Raw genomic sequence first — 18,528 nt, 5'->3', positions numbered from 1 at the left:
CCGTCGTCCCCCGCGAACGGCGACGACGGCGGCAGCTCGCGTCCCGTCACGGGCGCCTGGCGACGTCCAGCGCCTCGGGCAGCGTGAACGCCCCCGCGTAGAGGGCCTTGCCGACGATCGCGCCCTCGACGCCCAGCGGCACCAGCGTCCGCAGCACGCGCAGGTCCTCCAGGCTGGAGACCCCGCCCGACGCGATCACCGGGGCATCCGTGCGGGCGCACATCTGCTGCAGCAGCTCGACGTTCGGGCCGTTGAGCATGCCGTCCTTGTGCACGTCCGTCACCACGTACCGGGCGCAGCCGGCATCCTCCAGGCGGGCCAGGACCTCCCAGAGGTCGCCGCCCTCCTGCGTCCACCCACGGGCGGCGAGCGTGGTGCCGCGCACGTCGAGGCCGACCGCGATCTGCTCGCCGAACGAGCCGATCACGCGCGCGGTCCACTCGGGGTTCTCCAGCGCGGCCGTGCCGAGGTTGATGCGCGTCGCGCCGGTGCCGAGCGCGCGCTCGACGGAGGCGTCGTCCCGGATGCCCCCCGACAGCTCGACCTTGACGCCCTTGGCGACGAGCTCCGCGGTCACCTCGGCGAGCAGGGCCGCGTTCGAGCCCCGCCCGAAGGCCGCGTCGAGGTCCACGAGGTGGATCCACTCCGCCCCGCCGGCGTACCAGTCCAGCGCGGCCGACAGCGGGTCGCCGTAGCCGGTCTCGGTGCCGGCGGCGCCCTGGGTCAGCCGGACGGCCTGCCCGTCGGCGACGTCGACGGCGGGCAGCAGCTCGAGGCGGTCGGTCATGCGGTCACTCCGGGAGATCGGGGGCGGTGGCGGGCAAGGACGAGACCCAGCGGGCGAGCACCTGCGCGCCGGGCTCGCCGGAGGACTCCGGGTGCACCTGCAGGCCGACGAGCGGGCCGTTCTCGACGGCGACGACGAACCGCTCGTCGCCGCGCGACCAGGTGACGAGCGGGACGACCAGGCGGGTGTCCGCCGGCCAGTCGTCGAGCAGGGGGAACGCGCGGGCGGCGTGCTCGAGGGCGACGTGGAAGCGGGCGTCCTCGAGACCGGCGAACAGCGCCGACCCCTCGGGCACCTCGACCTCGGCCGGACCCGCGGGAGCACCGACGGCGTCGACGACACCCGCCCACTCCCCCAGACCCTCCGTGGCGGTGTCGTCCTGGACGACCTCGGTGAACATCACGTGCATGCCCACGCCGACCGCGAGGACCGCGCGGCCGCCGGCGAGCCGACGGTCGACCACCTGGTCCGCGCCGATCGCGCGCAACGCCGGCATCACGTCCGCGGCCCGTGCACGGCCGGCGATCACGAGCCCGTCGGCCACGAGCGCGGCCCGCTTCTCGGCGGTGACCACCACGCGGGCACCGGCGCCGGTGAGCGCCTCGGCCAGCGTGGAGAGGTCGTCGGCGCCGTGGTCGAGCACGACGACGAGGGGCTGGGCAGGCACCGGACCACGGTACCCGCGGCGCCGGACCGAGACGGACGGACGCCGGTCCGCGAGACGAGGGCCGTCCGTCGACGTCGGTCGTCGGGCGACCCTCTGCCGTATCTGGCACCACGGTCCGCGCTCCTCCGGAGCATGGGCACACCGACGGCGCCCGACGACGGGCTCCCCACACCGAAGATCACCGAACACGTCGACGCGCGCGCACGCGCGAAGTCGTCGCGCAACGACACGCGCATCGCTCAGGAGAATGTTCGCGCGCGCACCATCCACAACACCGTGGACAACTCGGCCCGCTCGAAGACGTTCGTCATCGGGGGCGGCGTGGTGCTGGCCGTCGTCCTCGCCATCATCTGGTGGCAGTGGACCCGGTCGGCAGACGTCACACGGGCGGAGCAGGAGTATCGCGCGCTCGCCAGGAGTGTGTGCGAACGCATCGTCGCGAGCGCCACGCCGCCGATACCGAACCTGGACGCGAGCACGTCTGGCCCCGCCTACGACCAGGCCGTCTACCTCGCCTACCTCGACGGGCAGGCCACCACCATCGCCGACCAGGGCCGACGGCTCGCTGATACGCCGCCGCCCGCACGGCTGGCGACGCAGCAGCAGGCAGTCGTCCAGTCGGCGACGACCACGGCTGCGGCGCTCGACGCGCTGGTCCCGACCGTGATGACGTACGGCGAGCAGATCACCCAGGACGAGATCCAGGCCATGATCGGCACGCCGGCGGGCGCCGAGCTGGCCGCCCGGAATCGTGAGCTCAGCGACGCGCTGGACGACCTGAGCGGCCAGCCGTGCTCCGGGACGTCGACGGGTTGAGGACGGCAGCCGCCGCTGAGCGCTGACCGCCTAGCGGCGCTTGGCCGAGCTCGCGATGGTCCGCATCGCCTGCCAGCGCGACATCCCCACGCTGGTGACGACTCCCTCGACGTCGCCGGCCTGCACCGAGCCGAGCAGCAGGTCCTCAAGTACCGGCGGCGCGTCCGAGAGCACCAGCCCGGCGGGCAGGTCGTCGCCACGCTCGCCCGCCGTCCAGCGCGAGGCGGTGATCTGCCCCTCGCGCCGCTCCAGCAGGATCACCGGGATCGTCCGCAGCAGCTTGGAGATCGCCGCGGCACCGTCCGAGGCGGCCTTCGGGTCGCGCAGGGACGCGATCGCCCCGATGGGCGTCGGCACGACGTCGACCTCCACCTTGGCGATCGCGCACGCCGCGGCGAGCGGGGCCGGGGCAGCGACCTGCGTGATCACCAGGACGACCGACGGGTCCTCGTCCGCGCCGTCGAGCAGCCCGGAGAGGTCGTCGGGGACCTCGAAGTCGTCGGGGAGGTCGGTCACAGCGCACCCTTCGTCGACGGGATGCCCTCCACGCGGGGATCGAGCGCCACGGCGAACCGCAACGCACGGGCGAGGGCCTTGAACTGCGCCTCGACGATGTGGTGCGGGTCGCGGCCCGCGAGCACGCGGACGTGGATGCTGAACGCGGCGTGGTGCGCGATGGACTCGAGCACGTGCCGGGTGAGCGACCCCGTGAAGTGGCCGCCGATCAGGTGGTACTCCTGTCCGGGGGGCTCGCCGGTGTGCACCAGGTACGGGCGGCCGGACACGTCGACGACCGCCTGCGCGAGCGCCTCGTCGAGGGGCACGGTGGCGTCGCCGAACCGCGAGATCCCGCGCTTGTCGCCCAGGGCCTGCCGCAGCGCCTCGCCGATCGTGATCGCGACGTCCTCGACCGTGTGGTGCGCGTCGATGTGGGTGTCGCCCGTGGCCTTCACCGTGAGGTCGATGAGCGAGTGCTTGCCCAGCGCGGTGAGCATGTGGTCGTAGAACGGCACGGTCGTCGAGATGTCGGTGCGGCCGGTGCCGTCCAGGTCCAGCTCGACCAGCACGCTCGACTCGCTCGTGGCGCGCTCGATGCGCGCGGTACGGCCGCCACTCTTGGGGCTCACAGTCCTGCCACCTCGCTCAATGCGTCCTGGAACGCCACCATGTCCTGCGGTGTGCCGACCGACACCCGCAGCCACCCGTCGGGCCCGACCTCGCGGATCAGGACCCCACGGTCGAGCAGACCCTGCCAGATCGCGTGCCGGTCGTCGAACAGGCCGAACAGGACGAAGTTCGCGTCGGAGTCCGCGACGGTCAGCCCGCGCTCGCGCAGCCAGACCACCAGGGCGTCGCGCTCGTCGCGCAGCGACCCCACCTGGGCCATCAGGGCGGGCGCGTGCCGGAGCGCCGCCCGGGCCACCGCCTGGGTCACCGCGGACAGGTGGTACGGCAGGCGCACCACGCGCAGCGCGTCCACGAGCGCCGGCGCCGCGGCGAGGTAGCCGACGCGCGCACCGGCCAGCCCGAACGCCTTGGACATCGTCCGGCTGACCGCCAGGTGCGGGTGGTCGGCCAGCAGCTCGAGCGCCGACGGCGTGCCCGTCCGGCGGAACTCGCCGTAGGCCTCGTCGACGACGACGACGCACCCGCCCGGCACCGCGGCCGCGGCGTCGAGCACCGCCAGGACAGTCTCGGCGGGCAGCGCCGTCCCCGTGGGGTTGTTGGGGCTGGCCAGCAGGACGACCGAGGGGGCGTGCTCGGCGATCGCGGCGCGCGCGACGTCGGCGTCCAGGCCGAAGTCCGCCTCACGTCGCCCGGCGACCCAGCCCGTGAACGTGTCCCGGGCGTACTCGGGGTACATCGAGTACGTGGGCGCGAACGAGAGCACGGTCCGGCCCGGTCCGCCGAACGCCTGCAGGACGTGCAGCATGATCTCGTTCGACCCGTTGGCCGCCCACACCTGCTCGGTGGCCAGCTCCACGCCGGACTCCACGCGCAGGTAGGCCGCCAGATCGGCACGGAGCGCCTCGAAGTCGCGGTCCGGGTACCGGTTCAGCCCGGACGCGGCCTCGGCGACGGCCGCGGCGATGTCCGCCACGACGTCCGGGGCGGGCGCGTACGGGTTCTCGTTGACGTTGAGCAGGTGCGGCACGTCCAGCTGGGGGGCGCCGTACGGCTCGAGGCCGACGAGGTCGGGGCGCAGCGGGAGCGCTCCGCGGGCGAGATCAGCAGTCACGTGCCGAGTCTAGGGAGCAGTCGCCGCGGCCTGCCGTGCCGTCCATCCCGCCAGCCGCGCCAACCCCTCGTCGAGGCTCACCCGGGGCACCCACCCCAGCGCCTCGCGCGTGCGGCGCTGGTCGAACCAGTGCGCGGTGGACAGCTGCTCGGCGACGAATCGGGTCAGCGGCGGCTCGCCGGGCAGCGGGAGCGTGCGCCACGCGGCGTCGAGCACCGACCCCGCACCACGCGCCAGCGCCGCCGGGACGTGCCGCCGCGGCACCGGGACACCGGTCGCGGCGCAGATCCCGGCCAGCAGCTCGACGACCGGGCGCGGCTCGCCGTTGGTGACGACATAGGCCCCACCGCACGCGCTCGCGTCGGCGTGCAGCGCGGCCACGAGCGCATCGACCGCGTTGTCGACGTAGGTGGTGTCAATGAGCGCCGCTCCCTGACCGAGCACCGGCAGCCGGCCGGCCCGTGCCCGGTCGACCACCCGGCCGACGAGCTGGGTGTCCCCCGGGCCCCACACCACGTGCGGGCGGACGGCGACCACCCGGAGCCCGCCGGGGTCGTCGGCCGCGAGCGCGAGCAGCTCCGCCGTGGCCTTCGTCCGCGCGTACGGCCCGCGGGCGCGCTCGGGATCGGCCGGGCCGGCGCCCGCGCCCGCGAGCGACCGTCCGAGGTGGGCCACCGACGGCGACGAGACGTGGACGAACCGGACGACACCCGCGGCCCGGGCCTCGTCGAGCAGCAACCGTGTGCCCTCGACGTTCACCGCCGCGAACTCGGCGAGCGGCCCGGTGATGTCCACCTTGGCCGCCAGGTGCACGACCGCCTCCCGGTCGCGCACGGCGGACCGCACCGCGCCCGGGTCGGTGATCGACCCCGTGACGTCGTGCGCACCGGGCACGTGGGACGGGCTGCGCTGGAGCGTGCGGACGTCGTGACCGTCCGCGACCAGACGCTCCGCCAGCGTGCGACCGAGCATGCCGCTGGCGCCGGTGACCAGGATGCGGGTCACAGCCGCGCCCGCTCCCCCGACAGCACGCGCCCGGCCCAGCCGGCCACGCGGGACCGGTCGATCTTCGAGTTGTGCCGGACGTCGGTCGGCAGCTGCTCCACCACGAGCACCGCGGCGACGTCCGTGCCGACGAGCGCTCCGCGTACAGCCGCAGCCAGCTCCGGCTCCGCGACGAGGGGGCCGTGCGAGAACACCTCGGGCTGCACCACGACGACCACCTGCTGCGCCCCCCGCGGCCCCACGCCGACGACCGCCGCGGAGACCACGCCTGCGACGCCCTGCACCCGCTGTTCGAGCCCGACCGGGGTCCGGACGCCGCCTGCGGTCACCAGCACGTGCGCGAGCCGACCCTCGATCCACAGCCGGCCGTCGACGTCGAGGTGCCCGACGTCGCCCGTGCGGTGCCACCCCGCGTCCCGTGCGGACTCCTGCTGCGTGAGCCAGAGCCCGTCGTACCGCTCCTTGACGTGCGCGCCGCTCACCAGCACCTCGCCGGTCACCCCCGCGACCTCCCCTGGCGCACCGGTGGGCTCGCCGTCGGCGTCGAGCGCGCTGACCGCCACGCGGACGCCCGGCACCGGCCTGCCGACGCACACCCCGTCGCCGGCACCGACCGTGCGGAGCTCGTCGAGAGAGACGTCGGCGACGACGAGCGCCTCCGTCATGCCGTAGGGCGTGTGCGCCTCGGCACCGGGCATGAGCGCCGACGCAGCCTCGAGGAGGTCGAGGCCGACCGGGGCGCCGGCCGACAGGAACAGCCGCACACCGGCCAGGTCGGCGAGCTCGGACCCGTCCGCGGTGCGCACGACCGACCGCAGCGCTGCAGGCGACGCGAACACCACGGAGGCGTCGATCGCGCGCACCGCCTCGGCGAGCGCCCCGGCGGTGAGCGTGCCCGGCGCCGTGACGTCCATCTCCGGGCTCGCGCTCGTCGCGCCCAGCGCGGGGCCCAGCAGGACGAACGGCGCGAACGCTGCGACGAGCGGGCTGCCCGGGCCGATCCCGTACGTGCGGGCCACCACGTCGCGCATCGCTGCCAGCCGGCGGTGCGTGTAGGCCACACCCTTGGCGGGCCCGGTGGAGCCGGAGGTGAACAGGATCGCGGCGTCCGCGTCGGCGTCCGGCCAGGGAAGGTCGTCGGTGGACGCGCGGCCGAAAGCGGCGAGCTCGTCCAGCGACGCGCTCACCCCGAGCGCCTTCGCGACGCCCGCGCGCAGCGGCCCCGCACTCACCAGGGTCGGCGCCCAGCGCAGCCACCGAGCGGCGACGAGCGCGCGCTCGATCCCGATCACGACGCTCGGTTCCGCGGCCCGCACCGCGCGGGTGAGGCCCTGGACCCCGAGGCCCGCGTCGGCGACCACGACGACGGCCCCCAGGCGCAGGCACGCGTAGAGCACGGCGGTGAGGTCGGCGCCGGGGGGCACGAGCAGCGCGACCCGGTCGCCGGGCCGGACCCCGCTCGCGGCGAGGCCCCGCGCCAGCTGGTCGGTGCGGGCGGCGAGCGCGGCCCAGGTCACGCGGCGGGAGCGCGGACCGGCCAGCTCGATCAGCGCGGTCCCCTGGTCGACCGCCCGCTCGACCAGCGTCGCGCCGAGCGCGCGGAACGGCTCGTGCTCCTCCGGCGKCGGTGCCGGGGCATCCCGCGAGTCCAGCCAGCGCAGCACGGCGCCGGCGACGTCCGCGTCCTCGACCACCAGGTGGCCCGCCCCCTCGAAGCGGTGCACGTCCGCGTGCGGCAGCCGCGCGCGCAGATCCCGCAGGTAGCGCGCGGAGAACACCGGGTCGCGCGGACCCCAGAGCAGGAGGGCCGGCACGTCGAGGCCGCGCACACCCTCGGCGATCCGGTCCAGCTCGGGCCTGCTCGGGTGGTCGGCTCCGGCGGGGATGTCGGCGACGAACCCGCCGATGCCCGCACGCCGCTCGGCGGTCCGGTAGGGCGCTCGGAAGGCGTCGGCGACGGCTGCGTCCAGCCGGGGGTGCGCCAGCGCGAGCGTCGTCTCGAGGAAGGCCGGCGTGGTGACCGTGCCGACCGGCAGGACGCCGGGCGCGGTGGCCACCCGCAGCGCGGCGGGCAGCGAGTCCTCGGCGCTCTGGTGCACGGCCGTGTTGGTGAGCACGAGCCCGGCGAGCAGGTCCGGGTGGTCGAGGGCCCAGCCGAGGCTGACGACGCCGCCCCAGTCGTGACCCACGGTGACGACCGGCCCCGCGAGGCCCAGCGCGTCGGTCAGCGCCCCGAGCTCGGTGACCCGGTCGGCCAGCCGGTGCTGCTCCCCCGTGCGCTCGGAGAAGCCCATCTCCAGCTGGTCGACGGCGATCACGCGCCACGGGCGCTCGGAGCGCGCACCGGCCGCGACGAGGCGTCGCCAGAGGAACGACCACGTCGGGTTGCCGTGCACGCACAGCAGCGTGCCGACGGGCTCCGCGCCGAGCGACGGCCCGTTGTCGAGCAGATGCCAGGAGCGCGAGCCCACCTGGACCACCCGCGACCAGCGCGGATCGATCCCCCCGGCCGCGAGGACGTCCGCGGGCGGGGTCGACGCGGCGGTCACCAGACGATCTCGGCCATGGCGGTGTGCAGGCCGGAGCCGACCCCCATGCACAGCACGCGGTCCCCGGTGCGCAGCGAGTCGCCCTGCTCGGCCAGGGTCATGGGCAGCGCGGCCGGTCCGACGTTGCCCCAGCGCGGGAACGTCGTCGGCACCCGGTCGACGTCCAGGCCCAGGGCCTCGACGATCGAGCGGGTGTGCACCGACGAGACCTGGTGCGTCACGATCCGGTCGACGTCCGCCCAGTCCCACTCGGGCTGCGCCTCGTTCCAGGCGTCGAGGACCAGCTCCAGGCCACCCGCGAGCAGGCCGCCCGGGTCCGTCTTCATCCCGTCGACGCCCCCGACACACAGCTCGTGGTGCTGGGTGGCCGACCGTGCGACGCCGCCGACCAGCCGGTGCGCCCCGGGGTGCAGGTGCGCGGGACCCAGCACCGCGGCGGCCGCGCCCGCACCGAGCGTCAGGGTGGCGAACTCCTCCAGGAACGACTCCCGGGTGGTCTCGGGAGAGGTCATCCGGGCGAGCGTCGCCTCCTGCGTGGGCCGCGGGTCCTCGCCGTTGACGATGACCGCGTACCGCACCTGCCCCGAGTCGATCAGCTGGGCGGCGAGCGTCATGCCGTTGACGAAGCCGAGGCACKCGTTGGTGAGGTCGAAGTTGAGGGCGCTCGACGGCAGCGCCAGCCCCGAGTGGATGCGGGACGCGACCGACGGCTCCAGGAAGGTCCGGGTCACCGACGTGTTGATGAGCAGCCCCACGTCGCCCGCGTCGATCCCGGCCTCGGCCAGTGCCTTGGCACCCGCGGCGGTCGCGGCGTCGTCGAAGGTCATCTCGTCGTCCCACCAGCGGCGCTCGTGCACGCCGGCCACCCGGGACAGCAGCCCCTGCGGGAGGCGCAGCCGTTTCAGGGTGGGTGCCAGACGCTCGTCGAACACCGTCGAGGGCACGACGACCGGCGCCTCGATGCCCACGACGGCAAGGAGCGCGACATCGCGATGGCGGAACGTCGCGTTGCCTGTCACAGGCTGTCCTCTCGACGGGGGCTGGGGTGGCGGGCGCGCACGTGTTCGACGGTGACGGTCAGAATCGGGCTCGCACCGCCTCACCGTGCGCGGGGAGTCCCTCGGCGTCGGCGAGCGCGACGATTTTGTCCGCCACCTCCGCGAGCGCGTCGGCGTCGTACTCGATCACCTGCACGGCGCGCAGGAACGAGTGCACCCCGAGGCCGCTGGCGAAGTGCGCGCAGCCGCCGGTGGGGAGCACGTGGTTCGACCCGGCCATGTAGTCCCCGAGGGAGACCGGGGAGTACGCGCCGACGAAGATCGCGCCCGCGCTGGTCACACGCTCGGCGAGCGCCGCCGCGCCGACCGTCTGGATCTCGAGGTGCTCCGCGCCGTACGCGTTGACCACCTCCAGGCCCTGCTCGAGGTCGTCGACGAGCACGATCGCGGACTGGTCCCCGCGCAGCGCGGTGGTCACCCGCTCCCGGTGCTGCGTGGCGTCCACCCGATCGATCAGCTTGGCCTCGACCGCGCCGGCGAGCTCGACCGAGGGAGTGACGAGCACGGCCGCCGCGAGCGGGTCGTGCTCCGCCTGCGAGACGAGGTCGGCGGCGACGTGCGTGGCGTCCGCGGTCCCGTCGGCCAGGATCGCGATCTCCGTGGGACCGGCCTCGGCGTCGATGCCGACGATCCCCCGGACCAGACGCTTGGCCGCGGCGACGTACACGTTGCCGGGTCCGGTGACGACGTCGACGGGCTCGCAGAGCGTGTCGCCGTCCACGTCGTCGGTGCCGGCCGCGCCGTAGGCGAACATCGCGACCGCCTGCGCGCCGCCGACCGCGTACACCTCGTCGATGCCGAGCAGCGCGCACGTGGCCAGGACCACCGGGTCGGGCAGGCCGTCCTGGTCCTTCTGCGGCGGGGAGGCCACGGCGAGCGAGCCGACGCCGGCGGCMTGCGCGGCGACGACGTTCATCACGACGGACGACGGGTACACCGCGAGCCCACCCGGGACGTAGAGCCCGACCCGGCGGACCGGGACCCAGCGCTGACGGACCTGGGCGCCGGGCGCCAGCTCGACCGTGAAGTCGGCGGGCCGCTGGGCGCCGTGCACCTGGCGGACACGACGGATGGTCTCCTCGAGAGCCGCCCGGACGTCGGGGTCGAGCACGCCGACGGACGCCTGGATCGCCTCGCCCGGCACGCGCAGGTGCACCGGGCGCACGCCGTCGAACCGCTCCGCGAGGTCGCGCAGCTCGGCGGCCCCCCGCTTGCGGACGTCCGCCAGGATCGGTGCGACGACCTCGGCGGCGTGCTCGACGTCGACCTCGGCTCTGGGGAGCTCCTCCAGGAGCTCGCGGCGCGACAGGGTGCGACCGCGCAGGTCGATCCGGGTGATCACGTTCCTGAGCATAGGACGGACCTCTGTCGAGGGCCTGACCAGGACCACTGGGCGGGCGTGCGCTGCGCCACACGGACCCCCGAGCACGGCAGACTACTGCCATGACCCAGGTGCCCATCTCCGACGACTCGATCCGGCTCGGCCAGTTCCTCAAGCTCGCGGACCTCGCCGACTCCGGCGCGCACGCCCGCGCGCTGCTGGAGGACGGTGCCGTGACCGTGAACGGCGAGGACGAGACCCGGCGCGGCCGCCAGCTGGTGCGCGGCGACGTGGTCGAGGTGGACCTGCCGACGGGCTACAAGGAGGCTACGGTCGCCTGACCGCGACTCACGCCTGCTGGTAGCGCGGCAGCGCGGCGTCGAACAGCTCCTGCCAGGGCCGGACCGGGCGGCCTGCCGCGTAGTCGTCCAGCTGGTCGAGCGACGCGTGCCAGCCGCCGCCGTACCCGCGCGCCGCGGCCTCGGCCAGGTCCAGGTGCTCGAGCACGAGGACCGCGCCGTCGCCGTCCGCACGGATCTCGAGCGCCACGCGCGACTCGTCCTCCCCGGGGAACCGCCAGCCGACCAGCAGGCGGTGCGGCGGGTCGCACTCGAGGACCTCGCCGACCGCGTTCTCCGGCGAACCGTCCACGTCGTCGCCCATCCGCAGCTCGTACCGACCGCCCACCCGGAGGTCGCCGTAGACCGGACCGAGCCAGCGGGCGAGCCGGTCCGGCTCCGTCACGCTGGACCAGAGGTCGTCGGGCGTGGTCGCGTACCGCCGCTCGAAGCGGACCGTCACCCCGGTCGCGGACGGCCGGAGCACTCCCCACACGTCAGTCGTCATCTCGTCTCCTCCGCCCGCGGGCGATCTCGGTCTCCAGCGCGTCCAGGCGCCCGTCCCAGAACCGGCGGATGCCGTGCGCCCAGCGCTCGACCTCGTCGAACGCCTCCGGGCGCACGGAGTAGAGCCGGACCGCACCCCGCGGCTCCGAGTCGACGACGCCCGCCTCGCGCAGCACCCGCAGGTGCCGCGACGCGGCCGGCTGGCTGATGCCGAACTCGGCACCGACGGCGGTCGCCAGCTGGCCCGCGCTGCGCTCGCCCTCGGCGAGGAGCTCCACCAGTCGGCGGCGGACCGGGTCCCCCAACGCGTCCATGACCTGCACACGGCCGATCTTTCCGCTTCCCGTTATATAACGCAAGCGCTATAAGCGGATTGGATAGCGTGGCAGCGTGATCGACCTGACCCGACTTCCCGACGACCTCCCGGTGCCTGCGGACGACGGAGCCGCGGACCACCTCACGGGTATCGCGATGCCCGCGGTCGCCCTGGTCGCGACCGACGGGTCCTCCGTGCACGTCGACCGCCTCGGGCCGGGTCGCACGATCCTGTACGCGTACCCGCTGACCGGCGGACCCGGCGCGCGGCTGCCCGACGACTGGGACACGATCCCCGGCGCACGCGGCTGCACCGCCGAGGCGTGCGCGTTCCGGGACCACCACGCCGATCTGCTCGCGGCCGGGGCGTCGGCGGTGTTCGGCCTGTCCACGCAGGACACGGACTACCAGCGCGAGGCCGTCGAGCGGCTGCACCTGCCGTTCGCGATGCTCAGCGACGACGCGTTCACGCTCACGCACACCCTCCGGCTGCCCACCTTCGAGGTCGACGGCAGGACCCTGCTGCGGCGGCTCACGATGGTCGCGCGCGACGGGGTCGTGGAGAAGGTGTTCTACCCGGTGTTCCCGCCCGACCGCCACGCGGCCGAGGTGCTCGCGTGGCTGGTCAGGACGCCAGGCAGCTAGGTCCGAGCAGCGCCTTCAGGTCCCCGAACAGGGACGGCGACCGCTCGACGCGCAGCCCGTGGTCCAGCCGCATGACGGTCGCCCGTCCGGGGCTCGTGAGTCGCAGGTGGACCTCCGTGACGCCCGGATGGGTGGAGAGCACCTCGCGCAGCCGCTCGACCACCGGCGGCGTGCACCGGGACACCGACATCGAGACGACCACGGGCGCGTCCGCCGCCTGCGACACGTCCGGCAGCGACACCTCCATGGCCTGCAGCTGCATGGTCTCGTCGCGCCGCCGCACGCGTCCGCGGATCACCACGACCGCGTCCTCGGCCAGCGCCGTGGAGTACGCCAGGTAGGTCTCGCCGAAGAACATGATCTCGACCGAGGCCTCCATGTCCTCGATGGTGACCGCGGCCCACGGGTTGCCCTGCTTCGACATCTTGCGCTGCAGCGACGTGATGAGCCCGGCGACGACGACCGTCGACCCGTCCGGCCTCTGCTCGTCCTGCAGCAGCGTGGCGATCGACACGTCCGCCGCGGCGGCGAGCACGTGCTCGAGCCCCGACAGCGGGTGGTCGGACACGTACAGGCCGAGCATCTCCCGCTCGAACGCGAGCCGTTGCTTCTTGTCCCAGTCCGGCAGGTCCGGTACGACGACCGCGAAGCCCTGGCCGGCGTCGTCGCCGCCCAGCAGGTCCGCGAACAGGTCGAACTGCCCCTCGGCCTCCTTGCGCTTCACGCCGATGACCGAGTCGACCGCCTGCTCGTGCACGAGCAGCAGGGCGCGCCGCGCGTGCCCGAGCGAGTCGAACGCCCCGGCCTTGATGAGCGACTCGATGGTCCGCTTGTTGCAGACGACCGCGGGCACCTTGTCCAGGAAGTCGGTGAAGGACGTGAACGCGCCCTTCTCCTCGCGCGACCGCACGATCGCGTCGACCACGTTGGCGCCGACGTTGCGGATGGCGGTCAGACCGAACCGGATGTCCTTGCCCACGGCCGTGAAGTTGGCCGACGAGGAGTTCACGTCGGGCGCGAGCACGGTGATGCCCATGTGCCGGCACTCGCCCAGGTACAGCGCTGACTTGTCCTTGTCGTCGCGCACGCTGGTGAGCAGCCCGGCCATGTACTCGGTCGGGTAGTTGGCCTTGAGGTAGGCGGTCCAGTAGGAGATGACCCCGTACGCGGCGGAGTGCGCCTTGTTGAAGGCGTACCCGGCGAAGGGCACCAGCACGTCCCAGACGGCCTGGATGGAGGCGTCGGAGTACCCGCGCTCGCGCATGCCGGCCTGGAACGGGACGAACTCCTTGTCCAGGACCTCCTTCTTCTTCTTGCCCATCGCGCGGCGCAGCAGGTCGGCCTGGCCGAGCGTGTACCCGGCCAGCTTCTGCGCGGCGCGCTGCACCTGCTCCTGGTAGACGATCAGGCCGTGGGTGATGCCCACGACCTCCTCGAGCGGCGCCTCCAGCTCGGGGTGGATGGGCTCCACCTTCTGCAGGCCGTTCTTGCGCAGCGCGTAGTTGATGTGGGAGTTCATCCCCATCGGGCCCGGGCGGTACAGGGCGATGACAGCCGAGATGTCCTCGAAGTTGTCCGGGCGCATCTGGCGCAGCAGCGAGCGCATGGGACCGCCGTCGAGCTGGAACACGCCCAGGGTGTCGCCGCGACCGAGCAGCTCGTACGTCGCCGGGTCGTCGAGCGGGACCTCCTCGATCTTGATCGACGGCTTGCCGTTCATCTCGATGTTCTCGAGGGCGTCGTCGAGGATGGTGAGGTTGCGCAGGCCGAGGAAGTCCATCTTGATCAGGCCCAGGGCCTCGGACCCCGGCTGGTCGAACTGCGTGATGATCGCGCCGTCCTGCGGGCGCCGCATGATCGGGACGATGTCCACCAGCGGCTCGCTCGACATGATCACGCCGGCCGCGTGCACGCCCCACTGGCGCTTGAGGTTCTCCAGCCCCTTCGCGGTCTCCAGCACGCGCTGCGCCTCGGGGTCGGCCTGCACCACCTGGCGGAACTCGTCGGCCTCCGCGTACCGGGAGTCCTGCGGGTTGTAGATGCCCGAGAGCGTGATGTCCTTGCCCATCACCGCGGGCGGCATCGCCTTGGTGAGCTTCTCCCCCATCGCGAACGGGAAGCCGAGCACGCGCGACGCGTCCTTGAGGGCCTGCTTGGCCTTGATGGTGCCGTACGTGACGATCTGGGCGACCCGGTCCTCGCCGTACTTGTCGGTGACGTACCGGATGACCTCGCCGCGACGGCGCTCGTCGAAGTCGACGTCGACGTCGGGCCAGGACACGCGCTCGGGGTTGAGGAACCGCTCGAASAKCAGCCCGTGCTCCAGCGGGTCCAGCTCGGTGATGCCCATCGCGTACGAGGCCATCGAGCCGGCGGCGGACCCACGGCCCGGACCGACGCGGATGCCCTGGTCCTTGGCCCAGTTGATGAAGTCGGCGACGACGAGGAAGTAGCCGGAGAATCCCAGCTGTGTGATGACGCCCGTCTCGTACTGCGCCTGCGTCCGCACGTCCGCGGGAATCTCCCCGTGGTAGCGCCGCTGCAGCCCGGTCTCGACCTCCTTGATGAACCAGGAGTCCTCGCTCTCCCCGGACGGGACCGGGAAGTTCGGCATGAAGTTGGCGTCGGTGTTGAACTCCACCTCGCACTGCTCGGCGATGAGGAGCGTGTTGTCGCACGCCTCCGGAACCTCAGCCCAGGTGCGCCGCATCTCCTCGGCGGACTTCACGTAGAACTGGTCGGTGTCGAACTTGAACCGGTCGGGGTCGGCCAGGGTCGAGCCGGACTGCACGCACAGCAGCACCTCGTGCGCGTGGCTGTCCTCGTGCTTGGTGTAGTGCAGGTCGTTGGTCGCGACGACCGGAGCTCCGATCGACTCGGCCAGCCGCCGGAGGTCCTTGATGACCCGCGTCTCGATCTCGAGCCCGTGGTCCATGAGCTCGACGTAGAAGTTCTCCCGGCCGAAGATGTCCTGCAGCTCCCCGGCGGCCCGTACGGCCTCGTCGAACTGGCCCAGCCTGAGGCGCACCTGCACCTCGCCCGACGGGCAGCCCGTGGTGGCGATCAGCCCGTCGCTGTACGTGGTCAGCAGCTCGCGGTCCATGCGGGGCCACTTGCCCATCTGCCCCTCGAGCGACGCCAGCGAGGACATCCGGAACAGGTTGTGCATGCCCTTGGTGGACTTGGCCAGGAGCGTCATGTGCGTGTACGCGCCGCGGGCGGAGACGTCGTCCGACGCCTGGTGCGCCTCGCCCCACCGCACGCGGTTCTGGTCGAACCGGCTGGTGCCCGGCGTGACGTAGGCCTCGACGCCGATGATCGGCTTGATCCCGTGGCTCTTGGCCTTCTGCCAGAAGTCGAACGCACCGAACAGGTAGCCGTGGTCCGTGATGGCCATCGCGGTCTGACCGAGGCGGGTGGCCTCGGTGAACAGGTCGTCCAGGCGCGCCGCGCCGTCGAGCATCGAGTACTCGGTGTGCACGTGGAGGTGGACGAAGTCGGAGCCCCCAGCTGATGCCATGCGGGCGATCCTACGTCGCTCCGCCGACACTCCCGGGCAGCCACCCCGGCTCTCCGAGCGTGCACGGCGTGTCGCCCGGAGGGCGTGTCGGGACTAGGCCGGCGCGGTCACGACCTTCACCGCGTCGCGGTGCCAGATGGCCTCGTCCAGGTACCGCTCGGGACGGGCGACATAGCCCATCCGGTCGTAGAACCCGAGCGCCTGCTCCTGCGCGCTGAGCTCGACGGACACGCTCCGGACACCGTCCGCCACGTCCCCGAACCGCTCCAGAGCCACGATCTCGAGCACGGACATGAGCAGCGACCCGACCCCCAGCCCGCGGGCGGCGGCGCTCACTGCGACCCGCCCGATGTGCGCAGGCTCACCGGCGTGGTGGGGCGGCAGGAGGCGGGCGGTGCCCAGGGCTGAGCCGTCGTCGCCGATCGCGAGGACGTGGACGGTCGACGGGTCGTCGTCGAGTGCGTCCATCTCGCGCTCGGCGGCCACCTTCTGCTCCTGGACGAACACGGCCATCCTGATCGCCGTCATCGCGGCGCGCTGCTCGGGCGTCTCCACCCGGACGACGCGCACGCTCACGCGTACCCGTCCTGCAGCACGGCCAGGGAACGGGCAAGGTCCTCGGGGTACTCGCTGGTCAGCTCCAGCCACTCGCCCGAGCTCGGGTGGTGGAAGCCGAGCCGCATGGCGTGCAGCCACTGCCGCGTCAGGCCCACCCGCGCCGCCAGCGACGGGTCCGCGCCGTACGTGAGGTCGCCGACGCAGGGGTGCCGCGTGGCCGAGAAGTGCACGCGGATCTGGTGCGTGCGGCCGGTCTCCAGGTGGATCTCCACCAGGGACGCCGCGGGGAGCATCTCGAGCACCTCGTAGTGCGTGATCGACGGCTTGCCGTCCGCCACCACGGCGAACTTCCAGTCCGAGCTGGGGTGCCGGCCGATCGGGGCGTCGATGGTGCCGCTCGTCGGCTCCGGGTGTCCCTGCACGAGCGCGTGGTAGACCTTCTCGACCGTGCGGTCCTTGAACGCCCGCTTCAGCACCGTGTACGCGTGCTCGCTCTTGGCGACGACCATCAGCCCGGACGTGCCGGCGTCGAGGCGGTGCACGATCCCCTGTCGTTCGGCCGCGCCGGACGTCGAGATCCGGTACCCGACAGCCATGAGGGCGCCGACGACGGTCGGACCGGTCCAGCCGGGCGACGGGTGCGCGGCGACGCCGACGGGCTTGTCGATGACCACCAGGTCGTCGTCGTCGTAGACGATCCGCATGCCGGGCACCGGCTCGGCGACGACCTCGATGGTCGACGCCGGCACCACGTCCGGGATCGCGACCTCGAGCCAGCCGCCCGCGGACAGCCGGTCGGACTTGCCCAGCTCCTTGCCGTCGAGGTGCACGCCGCCGGCCTCCGCGATCTCCGCCGCGCGGGTGCGAGAGAGCCCGAGCAGCCGGGCCAGCGCCGCATCCACCCGCTCGCCGACGAGCCCGTCAGGCACTGGCATCGCCCGCGTGTCAGGCATTCTGCTCGGTCGACGTCGTCGTGGTGGTGGTGGTCGCGGAGTCGTCGCCCACGTCCTCCGGCTCGGCGGGCTCTCGCGCCTCCCGGACGTCTCGGGTGCCGTCGAGGTGGATACCGAGCGCGGCCAGGACGACCACGAGCGCGGCGGCCACGACGATCGCGATGTCGGCGACGTTGCCGACGAACCAGTCGGCATAGGCGATGAAGTCCACCACGTGCCCCTCGGCCGGGCCGGGCTCCCGGATCCACCGGTCGACCAGGTTGCCCAGCGCACCCCCGAGCAGGAGACCCAGCGCGACGGCCCACGCGCCCGACCCGATCCGGCGACTGGCCCGCACGACGACGACGATCACCACGGTCGCGACGACCGTGAGGACCCAGGTCATCCCGGTCGCGATCGAGAGCGCGGCTCCGGGGTTGAAGACGAGCTGGAACCCGAGGAGGTCACCGACCAGCTGCCGCCGCTCGCCGTCCGCCAGCGCCTCGATCGCCCACGCCTTCGACGCCTGGTCGAGCACCAGCACGACGGCCGCGAGAGAGAACAGCAGGATCAGCAGCGCGCGTCGGCGCGGGCTGGTCGAGGGCGCGTCGGGCTGGTCGTCCGTCGTGGTGGGCACCGCAGGAGTCTACGTGCGCGTCAGCGACGCTCCTCGCGCTGCTTGCACTCGACGCACAGGGTCGCCCGCGGGAACGCCTGAAGCCGGGCCTTGCCGACCGCCTTGCCGCAGGACTCGCACGTCGCGAACGTGCCGGCCGCGATGCGCGCCAGGGAGCGGGTGGTCTGCGCGAGCAGGTCCCGCGTGTTGTTCACGAGCGTCAGCTCCTGCTCGCGCTCCAGGGCGGACGACCCCGAGTCGGCCTGGTCGTCGCCGGCGCCGTCGCCGGAGTTGCGCAGCAGGTCCGACAGCTCGGCGTCCGCCGCTGCCAGCTCGCTCGTCAGTCGATCGATGTCGCTGGTGAGCTCTTCCGCGACGTCCTTGACCTCCCGCGCCGTCCACGGCTTCTCCCCGTCACGCACCGGGAAGTGCTTGACCAGCTTGGCCAGCTCCTTGGTGTCCGTGCTGACGTCAACCGCGCTGAGCGCGTCGTTGATGGCCACGAGCGGGCCCCCCTGTCCTCGAAGTCACGCGACTGTATGCGGGCACAGGCAGGGACACAACACGCCACGCCGGGTGAAACCCGGCGCGGCGCGCGTGTACGGAGGATCTGACCTGTGGTGATGCGGGGTGTCCGGCGGGGGGTCGCCGGACC

The 18,528-nt window shown here is 73.2% G+C and carries 19 protein-coding genes; 3 read left to right on the top strand and 16 right to left on the bottom strand.

All coding sequences use genetic code 11. The features are described from left to right. Positions 1–46: 46 nt before the first annotated feature. Together priA and AC1DUQ_RS03215 are read right to left on the bottom strand one after the other, a co-directional pair. Positions 47–787: a bifunctional 1-(5-phosphoribosyl)-5-((5-phosphoribosylamino)methylideneamino)imidazole-4-carboxamide isomerase/phosphoribosylanthranilate isomerase PriA gene (priA, locus tag AC1DUQ_RS03220; protein ID WP_477073379.1), complete on the bottom strand. Its 741-nt coding sequence runs from the start codon at positions 785–787 to the stop codon at positions 47–49. A gap of 4 nt (positions 788–791) precedes the next feature. Then, the gene (locus AC1DUQ_RS03215) at positions 792–1,454 is read right to left on the bottom strand and encodes a type 1 glutamine amidotransferase family protein (RefSeq protein WP_477063101.1); all 663 of its coding nucleotides are present in this window, start codon (positions 1,452–1,454) and stop codon (positions 792–794) included. Between the two features lie 132 nt (positions 1,455–1,586). Between AC1DUQ_RS03215 and AC1DUQ_RS03210 the strand changes: the two genes are divergently transcribed. After that, positions 1,587–2,270, top strand: coding sequence for a hypothetical protein (locus AC1DUQ_RS03210; protein WP_477063100.1), 684 nt, complete (start codon positions 1,587–1,589; stop codon positions 2,268–2,270). A 30-nt stretch (positions 2,271–2,300) separates the two neighbouring features. Here AC1DUQ_RS03210 and AC1DUQ_RS03205 read toward each other — a convergent pair whose 3' ends face one another. From AC1DUQ_RS03205 to hisD, 7 genes are read right to left on the bottom strand one after another with little or no spacing between them, the layout of a single operon-like run. Beyond that, positions 2,301–2,786 carry a hypothetical protein gene (locus tag AC1DUQ_RS03205; protein WP_056093468.1) on the bottom strand — a complete coding sequence of 162 codons (486 nt, stop codon included), beginning with the start codon at positions 2,784–2,786 and terminating at the stop codon, positions 2,301–2,303. Then, the gene (gene hisB / locus AC1DUQ_RS03200; protein WP_056093465.1) at positions 2,783–3,397 is read right to left on the bottom strand and encodes an imidazoleglycerol-phosphate dehydratase HisB; all 615 of its coding nucleotides are present in this window, start codon (positions 3,395–3,397) and stop codon (positions 2,783–2,785) included. Before hisB ends, AC1DUQ_RS03205 begins: the two co-directional genes overlap by 4 nt. Then, entirely contained in the window at positions 3,394–4,509 is a 1,116-nt protein-coding gene (locus tag AC1DUQ_RS03195) for a histidinol-phosphate transaminase (RefSeq protein WP_477063099.1), read from the bottom strand. Before AC1DUQ_RS03195 ends, hisB begins: the two co-directional genes overlap by 4 nt. A 9-nt stretch (positions 4,510–4,518) precedes the next feature. After that, positions 4,519–5,514 carry an NAD-dependent epimerase/dehydratase family protein gene (locus tag AC1DUQ_RS03190; protein WP_477063098.1) on the bottom strand — a complete coding sequence of 332 codons (996 nt, stop codon included), beginning with the start codon at positions 5,512–5,514 and terminating at the stop codon, positions 4,519–4,521. After that, on the bottom strand, positions 5,511–8,063 hold the full coding sequence (locus AC1DUQ_RS03185; protein ID WP_477073378.1) for an alpha/beta fold hydrolase: 2,553 nt from the start codon (positions 8,061–8,063) through the stop codon (positions 5,511–5,513). The genes AC1DUQ_RS03190 and AC1DUQ_RS03185 overlap by 4 nt, the downstream gene beginning before the upstream one ends. Then, on the bottom strand, positions 8,060–9,082 hold the full coding sequence (locus AC1DUQ_RS03180) for a 3-oxoacyl-ACP synthase III (RefSeq protein WP_477073377.1): 1,023 nt from the start codon (positions 9,080–9,082) through the stop codon (positions 8,060–8,062). The genes AC1DUQ_RS03185 and AC1DUQ_RS03180 overlap by 4 nt, the downstream gene beginning before the upstream one ends. A 58-nt stretch (positions 9,083–9,140) precedes the next feature. Next, a complete protein-coding gene (gene hisD, locus AC1DUQ_RS03175) occupies positions 9,141–10,463 on the bottom strand; it encodes a histidinol dehydrogenase (RefSeq protein ID WP_477073376.1) in 1,323 nt (440 codons plus the stop codon). Positions 10,464–10,564: 101 nt separating this feature from the next. Here hisD and AC1DUQ_RS03170 point away from each other — a divergent pair, with 101 nt between their 5' ends. Beyond that, positions 10,565–10,783, top strand: a complete 219-nt coding sequence (locus tag AC1DUQ_RS03170; RefSeq protein ID WP_477063094.1) for an RNA-binding S4 domain-containing protein — start codon at positions 10,565–10,567, stop codon at positions 10,781–10,783. A gap of 7 nt (positions 10,784–10,790) precedes the next feature. Here AC1DUQ_RS03170 and AC1DUQ_RS03165 read toward each other — a convergent pair whose 3' ends face one another. After that, complete coding sequence (locus AC1DUQ_RS03165) at positions 10,791–11,288, bottom strand: SRPBCC family protein (protein ID WP_477063093.1); 498 nt, start codon at positions 11,286–11,288, stop codon at positions 10,791–10,793. Further along, positions 11,278–11,601, bottom strand: a complete 324-nt coding sequence (locus AC1DUQ_RS03160; RefSeq protein WP_477063092.1) for an ArsR/SmtB family transcription factor — start codon at positions 11,599–11,601, stop codon at positions 11,278–11,280. The genes AC1DUQ_RS03165 and AC1DUQ_RS03160 overlap by 11 nt, the downstream gene beginning before the upstream one ends. A gap of 76 nt (positions 11,602–11,677) precedes the next feature. Between AC1DUQ_RS03160 and AC1DUQ_RS03155 the strand changes: the two genes are divergently transcribed. Further along, positions 11,678–12,247, top strand: coding sequence for a peroxiredoxin (locus tag AC1DUQ_RS03155; RefSeq protein WP_477063091.1), 570 nt, complete (start codon positions 11,678–11,680; stop codon positions 12,245–12,247). On the opposite strand, the gene dnaE is transcribed toward AC1DUQ_RS03155, so the two are convergent. From dnaE to AC1DUQ_RS03130, 5 genes are all read right to left on the bottom strand, one after another. Further along, positions 12,228–15,767, bottom strand: coding sequence for a DNA polymerase III subunit alpha (dnaE, locus tag AC1DUQ_RS03150; protein WP_477073375.1), 3,540 nt, complete (start codon positions 15,765–15,767; stop codon positions 12,228–12,230). The two genes, AC1DUQ_RS03155 and dnaE, sit on opposite strands and share 20 nt — an antisense overlap. 93 nt (positions 15,768–15,860) lie before the next feature. Continuing rightward, the gene (locus tag AC1DUQ_RS03145) at positions 15,861–16,343 is read right to left on the bottom strand and encodes a GNAT family N-acetyltransferase (protein WP_477063089.1); all 483 of its coding nucleotides are present in this window, start codon (positions 16,341–16,343) and stop codon (positions 15,861–15,863) included. Beyond that, positions 16,340–17,278 carry an RluA family pseudouridine synthase gene (locus AC1DUQ_RS03140; protein WP_477063088.1) on the bottom strand — a complete coding sequence of 313 codons (939 nt, stop codon included), beginning with the start codon at positions 17,276–17,278 and terminating at the stop codon, positions 16,340–16,342. The genes AC1DUQ_RS03145 and AC1DUQ_RS03140 overlap by 4 nt, the downstream gene beginning before the upstream one ends. Beyond that, positions 17,271–17,894, bottom strand: coding sequence for a signal peptidase II (locus AC1DUQ_RS03135; protein ID WP_477063087.1), 624 nt, complete (start codon positions 17,892–17,894; stop codon positions 17,271–17,273). The genes AC1DUQ_RS03140 and AC1DUQ_RS03135 overlap by 8 nt, the downstream gene beginning before the upstream one ends. 20 nt (positions 17,895–17,914) lie before the next feature. Then, entirely contained in the window at positions 17,915–18,376 is a 462-nt protein-coding gene (locus tag AC1DUQ_RS03130) for a TraR/DksA family transcriptional regulator (RefSeq protein WP_056093434.1), read from the bottom strand. Positions 18,377–18,528 lie beyond the last annotated feature (152 nt).

The organism is Cellulomonas sp. P4_B5_2 (assembly GCF_056402235.1).
Note: the sequence above shows the minus strand (reverse complement) of the source record. Positions and strands in the feature narration are given on the sequence as shown.